The sequence below is a fragment of the Candidatus Manganitrophaceae bacterium genome (genome assembly GCA_016200325.1).
Taxonomy (GTDB): domain Bacteria; phylum Nitrospirota; class Nitrospiria; order SBBL01; family Manganitrophaceae; genus Manganitrophus.
In genome coordinates this window covers 50,462-71,194 of the sequence record JACQEZ010000020.1, presented here as the reverse complement: position 1 = coordinate 71,194, position 20,733 = coordinate 50,462, and the positions used below count along the sequence as shown (strand labels likewise).

General features: G+C 51.1%; 18 protein-coding genes and 1 pseudogene. 1 reads left to right on the top strand and 18 read right to left on the bottom strand.

The window, feature by feature from the left end:
• Positions 1-152 precede the first annotated feature (152 nt).
• Positions 153-2,174, top strand: coding sequence for a diguanylate cyclase (locus HY282_17470; protein MBI3805541.1), 2,022 nt, complete (start codon positions 153-155; stop codon positions 2,172-2,174).
• A 23-nt stretch (positions 2,175-2,197) separates the two neighbouring features.
• Here HY282_17470 and ftsY read toward each other — a convergent pair whose 3' ends face one another.
• The 18 genes and pseudogenes from ftsY to HY282_17380 all read right to left on the bottom strand — a co-directional run bounded on the left by ftsY (position 2,198) and on the right by HY282_17380 (position 20,483).
• On the bottom strand, positions 2,198-3,151 hold the full coding sequence (gene ftsY / locus HY282_17465) for a signal recognition particle-docking protein FtsY (GenBank protein MBI3805540.1): 954 nt from the start codon (positions 3,149-3,151) through the stop codon (positions 2,198-2,200).
• Between the two features lie 51 nt (positions 3,152-3,202).
• A complete protein-coding gene (locus HY282_17460; GenBank protein MBI3805539.1) occupies positions 3,203-3,559 on the bottom strand; it encodes a hypothetical protein in 357 nt (118 codons plus the stop codon).
• A 5-nt stretch (positions 3,560-3,564) separates the two neighbouring features.
• Positions 3,565-4,005, bottom strand: a complete 441-nt coding sequence (gene ybeY, locus HY282_17455) for an rRNA maturation RNase YbeY (GenBank protein ID MBI3805538.1) — start codon at positions 4,003-4,005, stop codon at positions 3,565-3,567.
• Positions 4,006-4,152: 147 nt separating this feature from the next.
• A complete protein-coding gene (locus HY282_17450; protein ID MBI3805537.1) occupies positions 4,153-5,049 on the bottom strand; it encodes a PhoH family protein in 897 nt (298 codons plus the stop codon).
• A 308-nt stretch (positions 5,050-5,357) separates the two neighbouring features.
• Positions 5,358-6,200 (bottom strand): hypothetical protein, encoded by an 843-nt coding sequence (locus HY282_17445; GenBank protein ID MBI3805536.1) that lies wholly within the window; start codon positions 6,198-6,200, stop codon positions 5,358-5,360.
• A 71-nt stretch (positions 6,201-6,271) separates the two neighbouring features.
• Positions 6,272-10,198: a hypothetical protein gene (locus HY282_17440; GenBank protein ID MBI3805535.1), complete on the bottom strand. Its 3,927-nt coding sequence runs from the start codon at positions 10,196-10,198 to the stop codon at positions 6,272-6,274.
• Positions 10,199-10,210: 12 nt separating this feature from the next.
• Positions 10,211-10,546, bottom strand: a complete 336-nt coding sequence (locus HY282_17435; GenBank protein MBI3805534.1) for a hypothetical protein — start codon at positions 10,544-10,546, stop codon at positions 10,211-10,213.
• A gap of 13 nt (positions 10,547-10,559) precedes the next feature.
• Complete coding sequence (locus HY282_17430) at positions 10,560-11,168, bottom strand: hypothetical protein (GenBank protein MBI3805533.1); 609 nt, start codon at positions 11,166-11,168, stop codon at positions 10,560-10,562.
• Positions 11,152-12,081 (bottom strand): PilW family protein, encoded by a 930-nt coding sequence (locus tag HY282_17425; GenBank protein MBI3805532.1) that lies wholly within the window; start codon positions 12,079-12,081, stop codon positions 11,152-11,154. Before HY282_17425 ends, HY282_17430 begins: the two co-directional genes overlap by 17 nt.
• A 12-nt stretch (positions 12,082-12,093) precedes the next feature.
• Entirely contained in the window at positions 12,094-12,546 is a 453-nt protein-coding gene (locus HY282_17420) for a prepilin-type N-terminal cleavage/methylation domain-containing protein (GenBank protein ID MBI3805531.1), read from the bottom strand.
• Positions 12,547-12,919: 373 nt separating this feature from the next.
• Positions 12,920-13,021: pseudogene (locus HY282_17415) on the bottom strand (prepilin-type N-terminal cleavage/methylation domain-containing protein).
• Positions 13,022-13,192: 171 nt separating this feature from the next.
• Positions 13,193-14,467 (bottom strand): hypothetical protein, encoded by a 1,275-nt coding sequence (locus HY282_17410; protein ID MBI3805530.1) that lies wholly within the window; start codon positions 14,465-14,467, stop codon positions 13,193-13,195.
• Between the two features lie 63 nt (positions 14,468-14,530).
• A complete protein-coding gene (locus HY282_17405) occupies positions 14,531-15,271 on the bottom strand; it encodes a hypothetical protein (GenBank protein MBI3805529.1) in 741 nt (246 codons plus the stop codon).
• A 13-nt stretch (positions 15,272-15,284) separates the two neighbouring features.
• The gene (locus tag HY282_17400; GenBank protein MBI3805528.1) at positions 15,285-15,653 is read right to left on the bottom strand and encodes a prepilin-type N-terminal cleavage/methylation domain-containing protein; all 369 of its coding nucleotides are present in this window, start codon (positions 15,651-15,653) and stop codon (positions 15,285-15,287) included.
• Complete coding sequence (locus HY282_17395; protein MBI3805527.1) at positions 15,634-16,137, bottom strand: hypothetical protein; 504 nt, start codon at positions 16,135-16,137, stop codon at positions 15,634-15,636. The genes HY282_17400 and HY282_17395 overlap by 20 nt, the downstream gene beginning before the upstream one ends.
• A 244-nt stretch (positions 16,138-16,381) precedes the next feature.
• Entirely contained in the window at positions 16,382-17,767 is a 1,386-nt protein-coding gene (locus HY282_17390; protein ID MBI3805526.1) for a sigma-54-dependent Fis family transcriptional regulator, read from the bottom strand.
• A gap of 62 nt (positions 17,768-17,829) precedes the next feature.
• Entirely contained in the window at positions 17,830-19,650 is a 1,821-nt protein-coding gene (locus HY282_17385; GenBank protein ID MBI3805525.1) for a PAS domain-containing protein, read from the bottom strand.
• Between the two features lie 68 nt (positions 19,651-19,718).
• Entirely contained in the window at positions 19,719-20,483 is a 765-nt protein-coding gene (locus HY282_17380) for a prepilin peptidase (GenBank protein ID MBI3805524.1), read from the bottom strand.
• Positions 20,484-20,733: the final 250 nt, after the last annotated feature.

Sequence of the window (20,733 nt, the reverse complement as noted above, 5' to 3'; positions counted from 1 at the left end):
CGCGCTGCCTATCTTTTAACTTGACTTCGAAAAGGATCTCAGTATATAAGGCATCAAGAGAATACGGTAGGGCATTTATTCCCCATCCTCTCCTCCTAAACGGCAGAAAAGTAACAACCAACCGAAATCATTAATCATTATCGTGATTTTTCATGCAAGGTTACATAGACTTAAGTAAACATAAATGGGAAGAAGTTCAGCTCTCCCTGTCTTCTCTCAGCGGCCTTTCCCTTGTTGTTTACGACCCTTCTAAACACCGGCCCTGCACACCGGTCACCCGTGAGCATACGCTGTGTCACCTAGTACATGAGACGGAGCGGGAATCGCTCTGTCAGAATACGTTCGCACAACAGGTCGATCTGGCGATCCAAACCGATCAGATCACCTTTTCCCGCTGCCAAGCAAACCTCAACTACTTTATCATTCCGATTCGGATCTCTCCTGAGATCAGCTATGCAATCGTCGGTGGAAAAGTTTATCATCAAAACGAGGAATACCTCCGGTTCAGACAGGATGCCTCCCAATGGGGCCTCCCCCAAGATAAGCTCCCCGCCGCGCTAGAAACCGATGAAGTTACGTCATCCGAAGCGTTCCAAGAAATTGCAAGAAACGTCCAGACACTCGGAACCGCGCTGCTTGAAAATATTCACCTTCGTGGCCGATACCAGTCAAAAACGGCCTATCTTACCACCTTACTTCAGGTCAGCAATCAGTTTAAGGATGCTGCCAGCCTGACCGACCTTTACACCGTCCTGTTGAATACCCTCGGCATTCTCTTCAGCTTAAGAAGCGCCGCCCTCTTCCACCAGATCAACAAACGGGGAGCCCATCACGGGGTGGTTGCCTTCGGAGAAAAGAAAGAGCAACTCCTGGAATCCGAGCCGCTGTTTGACCTCCTCCAGCAGGGAATTCAGAGGGAGCCTTTTCTCTTTAACGATGTCACCTTTGATCTTCTGAAATCAAAACTCCCGGCCGATATTACCTCTTGTTATCTCTTCCCTGTCTTTGAAGGACGGAACTCAAAGACGACCCTTGCAATCTTTGATACGCTCCTCAGGACAGAAGATACCGAAATGATCGCAGCCTTCTGCAGGCAGGCAGGCGCCGCCGTCGAAGGCCTCGAGCTCCAGAGTCAGCTTGCAGAGCAGAGAAAGAGGATGGCCGCTCTATGTAACCTGACAATGATGACCGACTCGCCCCTTTATCTCGATCATCTTCACAGCTCCATTTTGGAGCATACGCTGCAGCTGCTTCAGGCGGAACAAGGCTCACTAATGGTCCTGGATGAGTACAAAAAAGAGCTCTCTGTTAAAGCGATGCGTGGGATCAACAAATCGGTTTACGAAATGTTTAATCAACGGCCCGGCGAGGGGATTGCCGGACAGGTTTATCAAACCGGCATTCCCCTCTTGGTGCAAGATCTGAATCAGGATCCACGCATTCGGCAGGAATCTCGGCCGAGATACCGGACCGCCTCCTTTTTAAGTGTGCCGCTGAGACTTAGGAATCGGACGATCGGCGTGATCAACCTGGCGGATAAAATCACCGGGGAAGTTTTCTCTGAGGAAGACCTTCAGCTGCTTCAAGCGGTCGGAAATTACGTTTCGATCGCGATTGAGCGATCCGAGCTCTATGAAAAGACGGAGGCGCTAAAAAAGATCTCGATCACCGACGCATTGACCGGTCTCCTCAATCGCCGTTATTTTCAGGAGCGTCTGACCGAGGAGATCGAACGATCCCGACGACACCGGATTCCGGTGTCTTTGATTATCATTGATATCGATAATTTCAAGAAATTCAACGATACATACGGACACCTGGGGGGAGACGAAATCTTGGTTCGGCTCGGACAGGCCTTGAGGAATTACATTCGGGCAATCGATGTCGCGGCGCGTTATGGGGGGGAGGAGTTTACGATTATCCTTCCTCAGACAAACAAGGAAGATGCCCTGATGATCGCAGAGCGATTGTGTCGAGAAATTGAAAGGAACGAGACGTTACAAAAAAAATATGCCGATCTGCCGCATCTCACCGTCAGCATCGGATTGGCCAGCTTTCCGGACGATGCCGAAACATTTGAGGAGCTGATCCGAAACGCCGATCGGGCGCTCTATAAAGCCAAGCTCTACGGAAAAAACAGAGCGGTTCCCTTCAGCACCGATCTCTTTTCTTAGGATCAGAGCGACGGAAACCGCAATCACTGCTTCGTACTTTCATGTCCCTTTAAGATTTCCGTTTCGTCGAACATCCCCGCCGCAAACGATTCGATGTCGAATGGGATGAGATCATCAACCCCTTCGCCGACACCGACATAGGTGACCGGAACCGAGAGGGTCTCGACAATCGGAACGATGATTCCTCCCTTGGCGGTCCCGTCTAATTTGGTCAGGATGACTTCTGTCACCTCAATGGCTTCATGGAAGAGCCGCGCTTGGGAGAGGGCATTTTGACCGGTGGTGGCGTCGAGGACCAGGATCCGTTGATGAGGCGCCTCCGGGACAGCCTTGGAGACGACCCGTCTGATCTTCTTCAACTCTTCCATGAGATTGCTCTTGGTCTGCAGCCGTCCCGCCGTGTCGATGAGAACATAATCGATTTTGCGGGCCGCCGCCGCGCTGACTGCATCGAAGGCGACCGCGGCGGGGTCGGCCCCTTCCTGATGACGGATCACATCGACGCCGACGCGGCTTCCCCAGATCACCAGCTGCTCGCCCGCCGCCGCGCGGAAGGTGTCCGCAGCCGCCAGGAGGACACTCTTTCCCTCCCGGGTCAGCTGCTGGGCGCGCTTGGCAATGGTAGTGGTTTTACCGACCCCATTCACGCCGACATAGAGGCTGACCACCGGTGGGGTCGCCGGCAGCTTTTGAGGGATCCCTTTGTTCAAGATAATCACCAGATACGATTTGAGCTTTTTCTTCAACGAAGGAAGATTCGAGATCTCCTTCCGTTCGACGGATGCTTTCAGCCCGGTCATCAACCGATCGGTCACTTCCATCCCCAAGTCGGACCCGATGAGAAGCTCCTCCAAACGATCGAGCATTTCAGGGCTGACGTTCGGCTGGTCTAAAAAGACCGCTTCCAATCCGGAGGAAAGGAATTCTCTCGTCTTGGCCAGACCCTTTCCCAGTTTTCCCCAAAGGCTTTCAGCCATTTTCTCCTCGATAGTAGATTTTAACGGAAGGGTTGGTCCGCTTTTCCGAATCTAAAGTTCCAATTGAATTTCGCTCGCCGCCCACCTCAACCAACGCCTGGCCTGCCCCATTCCGCCGGAAGGAGCAATCACCAATAGAAGCAGATATTCCCCTTGCAGCGGCCGCAGCAGACAGATCCCTCGCTCTAAAGTCAATATCGTTTCACTGATCGACGATTTCAGATATTGCTGTACCACTGTCTCTAATTCCAGCCAGATGATACCATAGTGGGCGCCGACCAATTTCATTTCATCACCCGAGCGTGTTGAATAGTGGGCAATCGCTTCGCCTTCTCGATCAATGAAGATGGCGCCGATCGCCTCACTTGTTTCGTCAACAATCCGTCGGAGAATTCGGTCGAACGACATCGAGATTACTGCTGATAGATCCGTTTGAACAAAAGATGCTCCCTCCGCTGCATCCGACGCGCCTCCTGACTGGAACGCTCGTGGTCATAGCCCAACAAATGGAGCACGCCGTGGATCAGAAGGATTAAAAGCTGCTCATTGGGGGCCCTACCATACATCGATGCCTCTTCGGCAGAGCGCTCTAAAGAGATCATGACATCGCCCAGGAATTCCGGATGAAGCGCTCCGCCCATTCCCTCCCGCATCGAGAAGGACAAGACATCGGTCGGTTTATCCTTCCTACGATAATCGCGATTATAAGTTCGAATCTGCCGGTCATTCACAAAAATCACCCCAATCTCCGCCTTCTCGCACTTCTGCAACAGTAAAATCTGGCGGAGCCATTTTGAGATATTTCTCTGGTTGATTCGGTGCGTTCTTTGCTTATTTTGAATGAAGATCTGCATGAAATGCCGCTGACAATTCCCTAACAGTGAGAAGCAGGCGTTCTGCCCGCTGGACGATCGCGGGATGGTTCGAGATGAGAACGGTGACAGAAAATAAAAAATGACCCCAAGCCCTTGAGGTCATACGGCAATAGAGATAAGGACCGTCTATTTCTTTTTTGACCTTCCCCCTTTCCCTTCATATCGCTCGTATGCTTTCACAATTTCCTGGACAAGCCGATGTCGTATGACGTCCTTCTCGCTGAAGTAAACAAACTTAATCGCCGAGACGTCTTCCAAAATCGATTGGATCTCGATTAAGCCCGACACCCGCTCAACGGGAAGATCGATTTGAGTAATATCTCCCGTGATCACCGCCTTGGAACGGAAACCCAACCGGGTGAGAAACATCTTCATCTGCTCGGCGGTCGCATTCTGGGCCTCATCCAAAATAATAAAAGCGTCGTTGAGGGTTCGACCGCGCATAAAAGCAAGCGGGGCGATTTCAATATCTCCGCGTTCGAGAAGACGATTGGCCCGCTCGACCTCCATCATGTCATAGAGGGCATCGTAAAGCGGCCGCAGATAAGGATTGACCTTCTCCACCAAATCGCCCGGAAGGAACCCCAGCTTTTCTCCCGCTTCGACCGCCGGACGCGCCAAGATAATCCGATTGACCTCTTTCTTCAAAAAAGCGGAGACCGCCATCGCCATCGCCAAATAGGTCTTGCCAGTCCCGGCAGGCCCGATTCCGACGACAATATCGTATTTTCGAATGCTCTCGAAATATTCTTTTTGTGCCGGCGATTTTGGTGCGATGAGTTTCTTTTTCCCTAAAACGGGAATGGCATCTTGGTAGATCTCGCGAACTGAAGCAGGGGGATTTTGCTGGGACGATTGAATGGCATAATTGACATCTTCCGCTGTGACGCGGAAACCATCTCTTGCGAGGTTGGCAAGGTCGGAGATCGCCTTCTCGGCATGTTGAACCTGTTCCGGCTCTCCTTCAATCGTGATCTCTCCTCCTCTGGCCGTCAACCTCACCTCAAAGGCCCGCTCAATCATCTTAATGTGACGATCATAGCTGCCATAGAGCGCGGCGGTGTCGGTTCCTTCCTGTAAAGTAACTTTTCCAACAACTGGTTTTTTCAATTAAAGATGAATTCTCCTAGACCTGATAATCGAGCATATTACGCAGGCTCATTATAACAACCCCCCTTTCAAAATACAAGGAGCGTCATCCATAAGAGGCGGAGAGACACCGAACACTGAATAAGCGCTAAGGGAAGAGCCGCTATAGATAGGCAGCTCCTGACGGTTAACAGCCTACCGTTTTAAAAAAGGATTTCCGACGATCAGATAAGAGCATGCGCCTATCCGGCTTGTATGACGAACTGCTGGATGCTTTTCCCCCCCTTAGCATCATCGACTTGAATCTTCACGCTCACTTTTTTTTCCGGGAGCTCTTTCACACTCCATTCGAGGAGCCCCGAGGTTGGGTTCAAAATCATTCCGGCGGGAGCCTCGATGAGGTGATAATTCAGAGGATCTCCATCCGAATCATTGGCGATAATTTGATAACGATATTGGCCTTCCACCACTTCGGTGGGGGGGAAAGAAGTGATTTCGGGGGCTTGATTAATGACGACACTGATGCGGCTTGTTTGGGGAACCCCCTCTGACGAAGAATCGGAGGGGGTGACCTTGACGGCAATTCTATCAGCGCTGTGGACGTTCGCTCCATCCAGATCTGCTTGATTATTTCCGTCGATCGGTTGGTCGTTGATATACCATTGATAGGTGTAGCGGACGACATCTCCTTCTTTGTCGAAACCGTCGACCTCGGCATGGACCCCCTGACCGGCCTTTAAAACTTCAGGGACGAGCTTGATCGCTTTTATCACGGGAAGATTGTTTCCTATTCTGACGGGTGAGCTCTGCACCAGGTCGCCTTGGCTCTTTCCATCCGACGGTACCACTTTGACCGAGACCAAATCACCTTGGCGAAAACCCGCTAACGGAAGAACCGGCTGATCACCCACCTCTTTATCGTTCACAAACCACTGGTAACGATAGGTGACCCGATCGTGGTTCGGGTCCTCAGATTGGAGCTGAACAGTGAGAACTGATTGGAGATCGGGTGTCGGCGGGGTAATCTCGATTTGGCTAATTTTGGGAGGCAGGTTACCGCTCCCACCAGCCGAAGAGAGCATCATTTCACTCTCTCTTCCAAAGATCAGCCAAAATCCTACCATGAGGACAAGAACTGGGATAATAAGCTTCTTCTTCAATCTGCTTTCTCCCTCAAAATACGCATCCCAGATCGGACACTGGTGGCTACTGTAATCCCCTCGATCTGAATGATTTGCCCTGTGCTGCTTTGGACAAAACCGGTCGTGGTTTCGTTGCTCACCACGACGTTCACCTTAGAGGCGACTCCGCGTCCAAGGCTCATGGTCCGGTTGACTGTTGACCCAGTTGTGCCGATGACACTGCCTGAATAGGCAGTTCCGCTTTCGAAGTACATCGCATAAAGGGTGTTGGTCCCCTGAGAAGCGCAGACATTGGAATCAGGGGTGTAGGTTGTTGCAGCCACAATTCCGCCAAGAACCGTTGACTCGACAATGACGCGCTCCCCGCCTGAAAGATTAATCACCCACCCCCCCTTCTCGCTGGTAGATGAATTAATCACATTGCTCACCAATCCGGTCAAAGTAGTCGCACCGCAAGAGCCACAGGTGAGTCCCCCGCCGACAGCTACTGAAGCGCTCGTTACATCCAGAAGAGAGGTGCTTGCTATTGTAGAGCTGCAGTTTGCTTTCCATGCGTTGCTCCAACAACCGTTTGGACTCGATTCTTTGATTCCATAAAGCGCTTGGGCAGAGGTATCGCTCTGATCGCTGTTCGTGCCACCGCTGAAGAACCGCCCCGTTCCGAAGTAAATCCAAAGTCTATTGGATTTGTCGGTCGTGGCGGTCGGTTTAGCCAGGACCGGCTTGCCGGCGTCAAAGAGGGTAGACAACACCCAGGTTGTCGGATCCGAATTCCCATAGGTCAGGAGCCTGAACATCTTTCCTTTCCATCCCGACGAGTAATAGATCTCTCCGATGTAGAGCACATCCGATACATAGTTTTGAGGCCAATCATATACTGTGGAATCTCCCATAAAGGCATACCGGTCGGTGTTGTTCACGGTGATCTTCCGTACCAATGCCCCTGTGCTCAGATTCACCACATAAATCTGGCCATACTCACTGACTGTTGATTCGAACCGATTTGTGGATAATGATTTTTCACGCTCCCCTTTATATGTCAGGGGGCCAGACCCAACGGTCATATACCATGTCGTCGAATTGAATCGCATGACTGAGGGCCAACTGGTGGTGAAACCGAGGTCGCTATCCTTAAAAACCCATTTGAGCGTCGGCGTGGCCTCCGGATTTGTGATATCCATCATAAAATAGGCTGAGCGGAAGCGATCTTCTCCCGAGTCGGTATCACTGCCATTTCCATTCAGGTCCGTTTTGATTACACCTCCTCCGAGTCGCATACTCCCAATGAGTACGGTTCCCCAGCCGCCGGGGTGAATACATCCTGAATCATTGGCATTTGTTGCACAAATTGCCTCCGCGGTGAAGATCTGAGCATCCATGATTCTCGGCGATCCGTCTACAAAGTAGACATGCTGACCGCTGTCATAATCGGTGCCAGTCAGCCACTTTAGGTGCGGAAGAAGCGACTCTGGGATAAAAGCCCAGAGTTCGTCGCCTAAGGGATGGCTGTCGGTCGTGAACCAACTGTGCTCCACCACATTCGCAGTGGAGGGATCGTCTCCCTGATGGAAAAATCCGGCATTAAAGGCATGCAACATTCCGTCATTGGCCCCCACATAGACGACATGCCTTCTATTTTTATATCTATTATAAAATAGCGTGTAACTTGAATCTTGGTTTTTTAGGTCAAAGCGCTCCGCGGGCGCGCCGACGGAAACCGGACTTGAATAGATAATATCGCCCAATCGCCAAGTATTATTTGCAACGCCATCCACCGTCACCTCTCGAAGCCGGTATCCGGTTATTTTATTCCCATGGATAAAATTAATGATATTGGTCCCTTCTGTTGAATTGGCAGCGCGCAGATAGGGTCTCAGCGTTGATTCATTCGTAGTGCTGAAATCGATAAATTCACCCGAATCCACTGCTCCATTATTATTTGAATCGATCCAAGTTTTGATCGTTCTCGGATTTGTAGAGAGGTTCCGTTTGGCCAAGGTTTTCCCCCCTTCCCAAATCGGTTTCAACTCTTTTAATCCAATAATCTCGGGGGTGCCGGTTCTATTCCCGTTCGAATCGACATCGTACCGTCGAACCCGAGTCTCAAGATTGGTCGTATCGAAATAGGTTTCAATGATCTTATCTTGACTTAAGACCAATTTACCGTCGGCATTGGTATCTTCCCGCAGTTGGCCACTGGTGTCAAAGAAGAGACCTTGCAGATAACCGAGCCAGGAGATTTGATCAATTCCCTCAAATACGGAAGGATAGAAGTAAGCCTGGTAAATCGCTCCTTCCCCGGTAGAAGAGGTCGCCAATACGGAGACCGATGTCCCCGATGCGCTCTTCTGTAGAATATCAGTGATGGCTGCCATGAGGCGCGCCCTTAAATCAAACGCATCCGAAGATTCAAAGTAGGTATCTGGAACCCCATCTCCATCTTTGTCCCACTCCTTACAGAGGGAGTTCGGGTGGGCCGTTCCGCAGGTACCGTCATCGAACGGTTTTCCGTCGCCATCAAGGTCGATAAACCCTCCCATCTTGGCCGCTGCTTTGAGGATGTTGGCGCCGGTCCCAAAGGCAAAGAAGGGATAGATCGTTAGAGTCTGCATCCCAGTCAACCGCTGAGCGGTCGGCGATTCATTGATGCCCAATATATTTCCCGAATCGGGCCGAAGATCGGTGGTATGGGCCCAATAGGCGACATCGTCCAAATAATGAGAGCCGGACGAGGCACATGGATCACTCTTCGGGGTATTACCAGCCGTACCATCACCCCCATAATAGATGGAACAGTTATCAAAATGATTCGAAACGGTGGCATGGTTATGGCTAGCTGTTTGATGATCAGTCGTACATCCGGCCGGAGGAGAGCAATTCGTCGGGGTTGGATAAAAGCTGGAAGCATACCCCTGAATACTCGAGGGGACATTTAGATCCTGCGTCGGCTGCCCATCGGTGAAGATAATTACAAAGCTTTTACAGCAGGTGACATATTGATCTTGTGTACTCCAGTCGGGCGCCGTAAAATAATAAGGATCTTTGTTTGTTACATTTGAGCTGAAGTCGGAGTTCGCATAGGCTGGAGCCAGTTGAGCAAAGTAACGGGTAGCCTCATAAAGCGATTCGGCGAGAGGAGTCCAGGTGCTGGCCGTTGTATTCTCGATGGCATTGACCATACTTGTGGTATTATCCCCCACTCCCGCTAAGACCTTCCCCCCGTCTCCCGAGCCTTTAAACTCCATCAGTCCAAATCGGGCCTTGGTCCCGATCTGCTGAATAATCCCCTGCGGTTCACCAGAAACATCGGCCGAGAGGTTAAAGTTATCCGTCGAGCCGCTCGATGTGCTGCAAGTGGTAATTGGAGCCGATGTCCGAACATAGAAATTCGTATCGCTCCGGGTATAACAGCGGCTTCCTGTATAAGCGGTCGGGACCGCAGTGCCGCCATCGACGGTCAAATGAAAATCTACGCCGGATTCGAATGAGAGCTTCCCGCCAGGATAACAGTTTCCAGTCACCCGGGGCGCGCATTTGCCTCCCATCATCACCCACTTCGCGATTTCTATTTTTGTCATGGTGATATAGTTGAGGAAATTTCCGTCCCACCGGCCCGTCGCACCGCCGCAGGGCTTCGCTGTAGCGGTGGGGGTGAAGCGACTGCTCCCATAGCTGTAGCATTTCGTATTGTCAAAATAACCGCCGTACTCCGTTGCTGCACTGTATGGGCCTGCGCTCGCTTGACCATAGGCGGTGTCGTTCATGCTTCCGGAGTTGTCTAATAAAAGGAGAATGTTCGGGGTTACAACATTTCCGATAAACGGAGGAAGCGCACTGAAATCACTCAATGAGTAAGAAGTCGTAGCCGCCCGCGCCGGAGCGACCCCCATCCCTAGGAGAACAAAAATCAATACGAATTGAACAAGCTTGACCGCTTTCATTGCGATACCTCCCTATCTCGGCAGACTCACGATTTGAATCTGCACGACGAGGTGACCTTCCAAAACCAATTCCACCATCATCTGAGGACTCAGTGCTTTCATACTAGAAGAGGCCATCCCTTGCTGATTCTTGACCGTCATGCCTTGAGCGGTCTTATAGCGAACTCCAGCCACCATCACAAATCCAGGTCCAAACTCATTGAGGAGTCCCCGAACAATCTCCTGCCGTTCCCGATCCGGCCGATCGATTGAGCCCTCCGAAGCCTCTGCCGATTTGAGCACTTCGCCTCCGACGGCCGCTACGCTCAATAAAGCCACTAGGAACAAGCCAGATAATATCTTCTGCATTGCTGTCTCCTCACTATGAACATTGATAATAAGCAGACGCCACTTCAGATTGAGTCTTCATCGCTCCGTTAGCGATAGAATCGATGTAATAAATCGTTCCGGAGGCACAGCCGGTACCGGCAACTTTCTTGTGATAGCCAATGTTCTGTTCTTCCAGTTCCGAGCCTGGAAGGCTCGCTGGCCCCTCATAGTCTATGTCGACCTGAATCGTCTGACCAGAGAGGGAGGTGATCGTTAGATTTGGATTTGTCTTGGCATTATCCAACATTCCTCCGGTCGGTGAGCTTCCGGAAGTGATCTCTTGCACAAAATCAGGAAGCGACGCGCCACCATTCGTATTACGCGGATCCACAACCACCCCCGAAGAACTCGGAAAGGTCGGAATGGCATTCTGATCCAGGGTTTGCTGAATCACAGGAATAGCGATTTGAACGCCCCCTTCCGCCGAGTGCATGCCCTGCGTCGTTCTCCGACCGGTCGAGGCCAGATTGATCTCAATGCCGCTGATATTCAGCGCCATCATGATGAGAGACGTCATCAGAACAATCATCAACATCATGGCAATCAGGGCTATTCCCTTTTCATTTTTCGAAATTGAAAACCTTTTAACTACTAAGCCCAAGGTTTCTCACCTCCACGACTTTGGTTGCTAATTTCCGATGGTATCGATCAGTTGCTGTTCCCGCTGCATGATCTTCAATCGCTGGGCGGGTTGAGATTTGCGTTGCCTTTGAATTGGGATCCAGAGCACGTGCCAGCAAGGTAATTCTGACAGCCCGGATAGCGGGAACTGCCGGCGGTACAACTGCTGCAGGCGCATTGGTTTCTGTTCCATCATTAAGCAGATAAGCAAATTGAAGATCTTCTATTCCGGAGGCGATGATTTGATCGCCATTTCCATCATTGGCATTTCGATAGAGAACAGGCTCTGTACTGCCTGCAGGAACTGCAACACGATAGGTAATGGTTCGGACAATCATAACCGAATTCGACGTTGTATAAGCTCGATTTAAACCGGTACTGAGGGTAAGGGTATAAACGGCCGGACCACCGGCCACGGCTGTTACCACTCCGGTATAGAACCCTTCTAACGTAATTGTACTTCCGACGATAGAAGGGCTCGTCGGATTGACACCCGTCGAAGGAACCATAGTGAGGGTGGTTGCCCCCAGGGTTGCGGCGGCATTGAGGGTACCAATTGTTTCATAACCTTCGACTAAGGTAATCCGGTCTAGCTTGTTGGCGGTGCCAGACGGTGTGGGGTCGACATTATTAGAAGCCTGGATCGGCGAGACCGTTCCCTGGATGATTCCTGTCAACGGCTCCACAATTCCAAACCCGGCATTTCTGATTTCTCGACTCATAATATCGATGGCCACCCGCGTTTCCCTTTGCATTTCTGCGGTTCGACTGTGTAAAATTGAGAAGTTAAAGGTATTGTTAAAAAAGGTATATCCAGCCGCAGTGACGACAAGGGTAATCCCCATCGAAACCAAAACCTCAAGAAGCGTGAACCCTTTCTCATCTTTTTTCATCGGAAGCCGTCCTCAAAAAGTGGTCTGGAGTGTAATCGTTCTTTGTAAAACATCGGTCCAGACAATCGTTACCGTGACTAAAGAAATACCTGTGATAGGAGACCCGGGAGCGACTGAAACCTGTCCTCTTCCTCCGTTAATTAGGCGCGCCTTCCATTGATCATAGTCAGTCTGTGCCGTCCCGGCGGCGGGACGGGTCGCAGGGTTATTCGTATCAAGTCCGCTATAAGATGTCAGATTGCTCTGATTTCGGCGCATTCTTTCAAGGATCTCCTCAGCGGATGCTGTAGCCTGTGTAATACCATTCGAGGTCCGGTTTGTTCCTACAGAAGTAATTTCCGCAGTTGCAATGGCCATAAGGGCAATGGCCAGTATAATTGAGGCAATCATTACCTCGATGAGGGTAAAGCCCTTCTCACGACCGATGACACAAAGATTTTTCCAATTTCTAACAAATAGCAGCATTAACATCCCCTACCAGCGTAATGTTGACGCAATATTTTTGGCCTTGACCGCCATTTAATTGAGCTTGGGCCGGATCAGCAATCGGTCTCCAACGAAGACCTTTCCCATTAAAAAGGATAGCATTGGCAGTCATATTGATTGCCGAAAAGGTCACACCGGAATCAAGTGTCCTCGAGAAGAGAAGTTCCTCCGCCCCATCTCGGATAAGATTCCGAGCGATTCCTCCACCAGTCGCGTCATCGACAAAAACGGTATAACTGCTCCCCGCCTGATTAAATAAAGTTGTCACGGGCACGTTCCGGTTAATCGCGGTAAGGCGCGCAACCTGGAGGTCTCCTTCCAGCTGAGCCATGCTATTTCTTAACCGTTGATTTGCAACCCATACCTGAAAATTCGGTATTGCAATCGCTGTTAGGATACCGATGATCGCACCAATAATTGCCATCTCTATAACCGTGAATCCTTTTTGATTCATTCTCGCTCTCCCTTGTTCAGGGAACAAGTGCAACTCCCATACCATATATACCTATGTAGGATAAACCTACTTTTACGAGATTATTTAATGAGTTACTTGAAATTCTTTCGGTCAAGTCTTGGATGGAAGACAAGCACTAGGAATGGGAGGGATCAGTAACTATGTAACGGGTTACATATCCGATATTGGAAGTGAATGCCAGGTTCCCTTCAACCGTGTAACGGGAGGGACTCCGACATAAGACGAGCGAAGGCGATTATCATACCAAACTTGTAAATTTTCAGCACCGGGGCCGGTGAAACCTTGCCCGGCATAAAAGGCGCCGTAGGATGAAAAGGGGCCCTGTAGCTCAATAGCGCCCAAAGCGTAAAACAGTCCATCCAGGCGGATATGATTGAGGGTTACCGAACCGGAAAGCCTTGAAGACCATGGATGGGCCTGAGCTTCGACGGTCATCCCGATTTGGAATGGATCATCTTGGACCTGAACGTTGCCTGAAAAATAAAAATACCCTCGATAATTTTTCCGCCCCAGGCGGATCGGATCGGAACTGCTATATCCCGGCACAATGTCAATCCAGGCTAAGGCGTAATCATCTCCCGGGTCACCAAAGAGGTCATCAAATGCCCCTCGATCGACCCCATTCTGCTCTAAACGGCCTGACGGCGAGACGACATAGTAGCCTCCATGGCCTTTAATGAAATTCTTAATGTCGTCCTGTTTAGTCGGCATGACCGAGTCGAGGCCGACGGTGGAGTCATTCTCGAAAACATTCGTATAACCCTGGGTTAAGGGGCCATTGATCTGCTTTTGAACATGGATTTCAGTCACCGGATCTTCGTTGGGTCCTTGCTCTGTATATGGATAAGCATACGGAGAGAGCGTAGGATTAACCACCGGAATTTTATTTAAGGCTGTTCCGAGCCGAACATTTCCGGTATAACGAACCGGTCCCCAATGCCCCCATACCGAAGAGGCGACACCGGTCTCGCCGAATCCCTGGACTCCGGCGGTGATCGGCGGGAGCGGATTCCGTCCGATTTCAACCCTTATCACCTTCGCCGTTCCTTTTCCAACAACCGCCGCACTTTGAATCGTACAAATTCCATCCGGATGGGAGGGCTTAAAGAGACGAAGGTCGAATAGCTTTCCCCGGTTTCCTAGTTCGGAAAACGGTCCTTCACTGAGGTCGTTCATTAACGCGTCGGAGACTTGAAAATCCGGGGAAGCTTTTTCTCCAGAGCAATGGGTCGCCGGCAACCGTGCAAAGAAGGTCGGGTTGGGGGATTTCGTTGGGTTGGAAACCCAAGAAAGAATCTTCTCCACACCCGCTTCCGCCAGGTAGGTTGATGCAAGTTCGCGCTCTCCATAAGCCGAAATTTGGAGTTCTCCTGAAGAAACATGGAATGCAAGCAGGCCGAGACCGGTAGCAAGGATCAGCAGCATCAGCGCCGCAAAAATAGCGGTCCCCTTCTCATTCGATAGCGTTTTTACAAAGGGGCTCTCCATTTACATATTCCTCAACTGCACTTCGAAAGTGACCTGTCGGCCCTGCAAACCTCCTTGCGACGGAAGGTGCTGTGTTCTCGGGTCCGATTGAGCGTGCACGGTCATGACCACTTTTCGGATGCGCGCCCGCTCACTCTCGGTCAGAGACCTCTCAGGGAATAACCGACCCTCTTCATCAGAATAAGCCAGTTTTAAGGAGTCAATATCGGTCGCGACCTCTTGTGCACCTCCCCCTCCTCCGGTATCTCTATAGAGGGTAAAAGGGGTCCTTTTCGTCCCGCAGGAATCAATTCCACCCGCCCCGACCCATTCATAGCGGACATCCTCATCAAGGTCCTTCTGTGTTGAAATGGAATCATCGACGAAGGTGCTTCCGTTCAGGTCGGCCAAGAAGTGGATGACCCCGGGCGCCGCCTCCAGAATTCTCTCCGCCGGATGAGGCTTCTTTTCACAGCCGACTTTGCTCGTCCCCTTGGTTTGCCTGCTTTCATTCGGCTTGTTGTCAGGGAGGAAGAGAGATCCTTTCGGGTCATATCCGGCCATTTGCATTTCTCTCGATAGGAGGTCCGCCGCCACCCGCGCCTGCTGTTGGACTTCGGCTATTTGTTCCTGACTTTGATAGCTTTGATAGAATGACCCGATCAACTGATAAAAAGAGGCGGTTACGACGATCATGATGGTTGATGAGAATAGGAGTTCAATCAAAGTCGCTCCTCTATCGTTCAGCTTTATCCAAGCCATTGGCCGCTCCTTATTAATGAAAGATGAAACTTTTGACCGAGACCGCTTGATTTCGTGGGCGTCCGTATTTCCAGATAACCTGGACCTCGACCACCCAGATCTTTGGATCTCTCACACTCCGTTCAACCGTCCAGTCCCTTACCATCCCATCCGGCGCGTCCTGACCACTGGTGAGAAGTGTCGGATCGCCGGCGCGAAGTTCTTCCATCTTTCCCTTCGCCAGTTGCACTGCAGTTCCCTGTTTATCTGCGGTTCGGAGTGCTTTGAAACCGGTTTCAAAAAGACTGACCACACCCAGCAGGCCGACCGATAAAACAAGCATTGCGATGACAACCTCGAGAAGCGAAAATCCTTTTTGATCTTTATTGCCACACATGGCCATCCCACCTTCGGATTTTGACCCGCCCTGTTGTGATCACAGAGATCGCAACCGTTTCATTATGTGCAGGATCATTGGTTAGATAGATGGTCCCGCCCACCCCCACAATCGTTCCGTTCGCTTGGAAAGTCAAGATATTGTCCCGAAAGCTGACGCCGTCTTCGGGAAGCACTGCGTCCGGCAAAGGAGGGACCCCGTTCTTGAGTCCAAAACGAACCTTCGGCGGAAGGATACGCTCGCCGAGACCGGGAAGGATATACTTGCGGCCTTCCGGATCGAACCGAACCGGTTCGGAAATCCCCTCCGTCACCGCCTTCTGACGGACTAGTCTTAGATCGGCGATCAGTTCCCGATCGGCATCGGTTAGATAGTTATGCGTGATTTGAGTTGAAAAAGAGGCGAGGCTGATGACCGATAAAGAGGCGACAATCGCCAAGACAATCATTGCTTCTAGGAGGGTGCATCCTTTTTGGGATGATGCGATCATTCGTTACGGCTCCCCTGTTATTGAATCCCCCTGCGGAAGAGATCCAGGTTGTTCTAAGCAGGGGACAATAGCAACAAGGGTGCCAATTTAGTTTTTATCTCTTAAGTACTACAAGTATTGAGAAAATAGAGTGTTAAGCGGTTATCTATGAATAAGCATCTTATAGGAAGGATTGTATTACGGATAAGATAGATACTGAAAGCGCCGGATAGATACACTCTCCCGGTCGAAAGATAAAGTCGAATTAGCTCGCCGTTTCTCCTTTCTCTATTCCGTACTCCTTAATCTTGGTTAATAACGTCTTATAGCTTACCTGTAGAATCTCAGCCGCCCGGGTTTTATTCCCGCCGGTTTCACTCAATACCCTTCGGATCAATTTCGACTCGACCAGCCGCGTTGCGCTGTCACTCACCTCCTGGAGGGTTCCCTCCATATCGATATCGTAGAGGGAGAACTCCTCCTGGACCTTCGGCTTGAGGCCAAAATGTTCGGGAAGGAGCTCGTTGCCATCGCTGAGGATGATCGCCCGCTCAATGGCGTTCTGCAACTCGCGGACATTTCCGGTCCAGGAATGCGCGATCAACATATCCATCGCCTGGGGAGAGACCTTTTTGACCTCTTTTTTCATTTCTTTTGAATAGTATGAGGTGAAGTGATCGACCAGCGCCGGGATATCTTCTCTCCGCTCCCGGAGAGGAGGAATGACGATCGGGAAAACATTCAGCCGATAATAAAGATCTTCGCGGAATGTCTTATGTTGGATCAATTGCATCAGGTCTCGATTGGTGGCCGCGACCACGCGGACATCGATCTTTACCTTGACGGTCCCTCCCACACGCATCATTTCCTCTTCTTCCAGAACACGCAATAATTTCGCCTGAAGACCCAGGTCCATCTCCCCGATTTCATCGAGGAAAATCGTTCCCTTGTCCGCCAACTCGAATTTACCCACTTTCTTGCCGACTGCACCGGTGAACGCACCCCGCTCATGCCCGAAGAGCTCGCTTTCCAAGAGATCGCGAGGAATTGCAGCGCAGTTGATTGCCACGAAAGATTTATCTTCTCGGGGACTCAGCATGTGAATGGCGCGTGCAAAGAGCTCTTTTCCGGTGCCGCTTTCCCCGCCGATCATCACGGTGGTTTTCCCCGGCGCAACTTTCCGCATCTGCTCCACCACTTCAATCATCACCGGGGTCTTCCCGATGATTTTCGGGAACCGAAGCTGATGGGTCGGGTCTTCCTTAAGAATCATATTTTCCGTGACCAGCCGCTGCTTCTCAAGCGACTTCTCGATTTGGAGCAAGAGATGATCAGGGTCGAAAGGTTTGGTGATGAAATCATAGGCCCCCTCCTTTACCGCCTTGACCGCCGTTTCGATGCTCCCATAAGCGGTCATTAGAATAACTGGAATAAATGAGTTTTGCTCTTTGACCGCATGGAGGACGTCCAGCCCGGTTTTGTGAGGAAGCTTTAGGTCGGTCACAACGAGGTCAATCTTCCCCTCCCGAACCTTTGCAATCCCTTCCCTGCCATCTTTGGCCCAAACCACTTGATAACCGGCCCCGGCCAATGCCTGCGATAACATCTGCGCAAGGCTCTCTCGATCCTCAACGATTAAAATGGTCTCCATGATCACTCCTACTTCTCAATGCGAAACAGCCCTCCGGGGCGAAACAGCCCTTCGGGCATTATTTACATTTGGGCGCCGATGTCAAGCGGTATCTGACGGGGGAGGCGAACCGTAAACGTTGTCCCAAAACCCTCCACGCTCTCAACCGATATCTGACCGCCATGCGCCAAGACGATTTTGTGCACCAAGGCCAATCCCAACCCGGTTCCCTTCTCTTTCGTAGTAAAAAAAGGAAGAAAGATCTTGTCCAGATTTTCCTTGGAGATGCCGACACCGATATCTTTGATCTTGATCTCCATTATTCCAGGAGATCGGGTAGCGGCAGTGATGCTGATCTCTCCCTCACCTTCCATCGCCTCCAATGCGTTCTGAATTAAATTTAAAAAAGCTTGCCGAATTAATATTGGATCGACATCGATCTCTGATGGATCTTTGAACAAGAGGTTCCAACGAATGTTCGGATAGGCACCCGCCCCCTCAAACTGCTCCCTTAACTCTTCCAGGATCGACCCGATGGGGGTGCGCAAAGGGTGGATGACGGTTTTGCGGCCGTAATCGAGCAACTCCGTGATCAATCGCTCCATTGCACTCAGCTCGGTCGTAATTGCTTTGATCATCTCTTGCCGAGGATCATTCGGCTCAATCTTTTTGGAGAGGAGACGCGAGAAGCCTAAAATCGTCCCCATGTAGTTTCTAAACTCATGGGCGATCCACGCCGACATCTCCCCCATCACCGACAACCGCTTCTTAAGTTCCACCTGGTCCTGTAAGGCCTTCATCTCGGTTAAATCGGTAAAGACCAGGGTCGCCCCAATGGTTCTGTTGCTTCTGTCGCGAAGCACGGAGGTGTTCATCCCCAGCCAGATTTTCTTTCCATCCGAGCGATCTACCTCGCACTCCTCGCGGGCAACCGCTGTTCCCCTCAAGGTCTCCTCGAGAATGCGGGCGATCTTTTGATCTTTCCCGAAGATTGTTTCATAGGATTTTCCCATCACGGCATCGGGTGACAGATAAAGGATGGCTCCCGCCGTTGCATTGAAGGTCGTGACGATCCGATCGCAGTTGAATGTCAAGACGCCGCTGGTCACGCTCTGAAGGATGTTCTCATTATAGCTTTCGACACTCTCCGCATGCTCCTCCGCCCTTCCCTTCAAGCGTTCCAGCTCCTGTTCCTTCTGCTTGAGTTGCTGAATCAGATTCTGAAACGTGCTCATGACAAAGCCGGTCTCATTGACGGCTCCTTCGCCAGCACCTTGGAAAGCGAATGGAGACGGAACAAAGAAAAGACGGATCAGGTAATAACCTAAGATTCCCGCACCGGTGATCCCGAAAAATTTCATAAATAAAAAAAGTGAGTGAACCCTCGAATCTCCGCGGGAGGTGAGGGGCACAATCAGCTGAATCGCCCGACGCGGATCTCCCGCCCGGCCACCGAGCGGCATCCATATTCGCCCAAACGCCTCGCCGGAGCGCGGCTCGGTAGACGTCTCTACCACCATCTTTCCCTCCAGCGCAGTTTGCCAGGCCGAGCGCGGGCCCGCCGCATCGATTTCCTCTTTGAGAAGCGTCTCCGGTTGGGAATCGGCAAAAATGGTCCCGTCGGAATCGACCAACACAATCCGCGTCAGGCTTTTCTGTTTAGAAAGGGTCGCCAGAAAAGAGGGATCCGTTTTTACTTTATCGAGCTGGCTCGTCACCGCCGAGCGGACCGATTCAGCAAGGAGTTTCAGGCGCTCTCGATTGCTGAGATCGAGCGCCTGGCCCAGCGCCTGGAACTGTAGAAAGGAATAGATCGCCAGCAGAATTAAAAAAAGAGAGGAAAACCCGAGGAAGAGCAATGCGAAAAGACGGATTTGATGATAGCGGGTCTTTGGAGAGGTCACCTGTCTCCTTGCTTAGTGTCGTATCGCTGCGCTGCGAAATCGGGCCGGCCCTTCAGCAGAGACTCCGCCTAAGCCCGGCCGAGGAGAAGATACCAGTGTAGGATCTCGGGACCCCAGAACAAGCTGACCATCGCCCCCAACGCCAAAAAAGGGCCGAAGGGAATCGGCTCCGCGCGGCTGCGGCCCCGAATGAGAACCAGGAAGAGACCGCTCACCGATCCGGCCAAGGCGGCCAAAAAAATCGTCAAGAGCATCCCCTTCCAGCCGAGAAAAGCGCCGATCATGGCGATGAGTTTTATATCGCCCCCACCCATCCCCTCCTTTTTAAGAAGGGCGACGGAAAGGATCGCCACCAAGTAGAAAAGCCCCCCTCCGAGAAAAAGACCGATCAGAGAATTGATCGGGCCGGGAGGAAGAACCGTCGACGCGGCGAGAAGGCCTAAGACCATCCCGGGAAGGGTGATGACATCCGGAATAATTTGATGCGAGAGGTCGATAAAGATCACCACCACCAATGAGGAGAAAAAGAGGGCATAGATCCCGGCCTGCACCGACGGACCGAATTGATGAAGGATGAACAGATAGCCGAGAGCATGAATGAATTCCACCAACGGATACCGCCATGAGATCGCCGTTCCGCACGATCGGCAGCGTCCTCGAAGCAGGAGAAAGCTCAACAGCGGTAAGTTATCGTAAGGTTGGACCGGCGCCTGACACAACGGGCAGTGCGACGCGGGAAAAACAATCGACTCTTGTCGCGGGAGTCGATAAATGCAGACATTCAGAAAACTACCGATCAACAATCCCAGAATAAAAATCGTTACTTCTAACATGAAAAAGCCCTTTTTTACTCGCTAAGCTTAACACAAGATCCCCACCCCAGCAAGGCTTCTCTCTGCTTAAAATCGGCCGTTGGAATTCCGGCGTTCCCCTCTTTTGCGACTTCAACCTCTTATCTTCCGACAAGGCGGCGGGACGCTTCTTATCGCGGAAACATTCAGGATGATCCATCGGTTTCCTTGACAAGGGTCTGAAAAGGCAATAGGATAAATTTCGAATGGATTCAATTCAAAGTGGGGAACG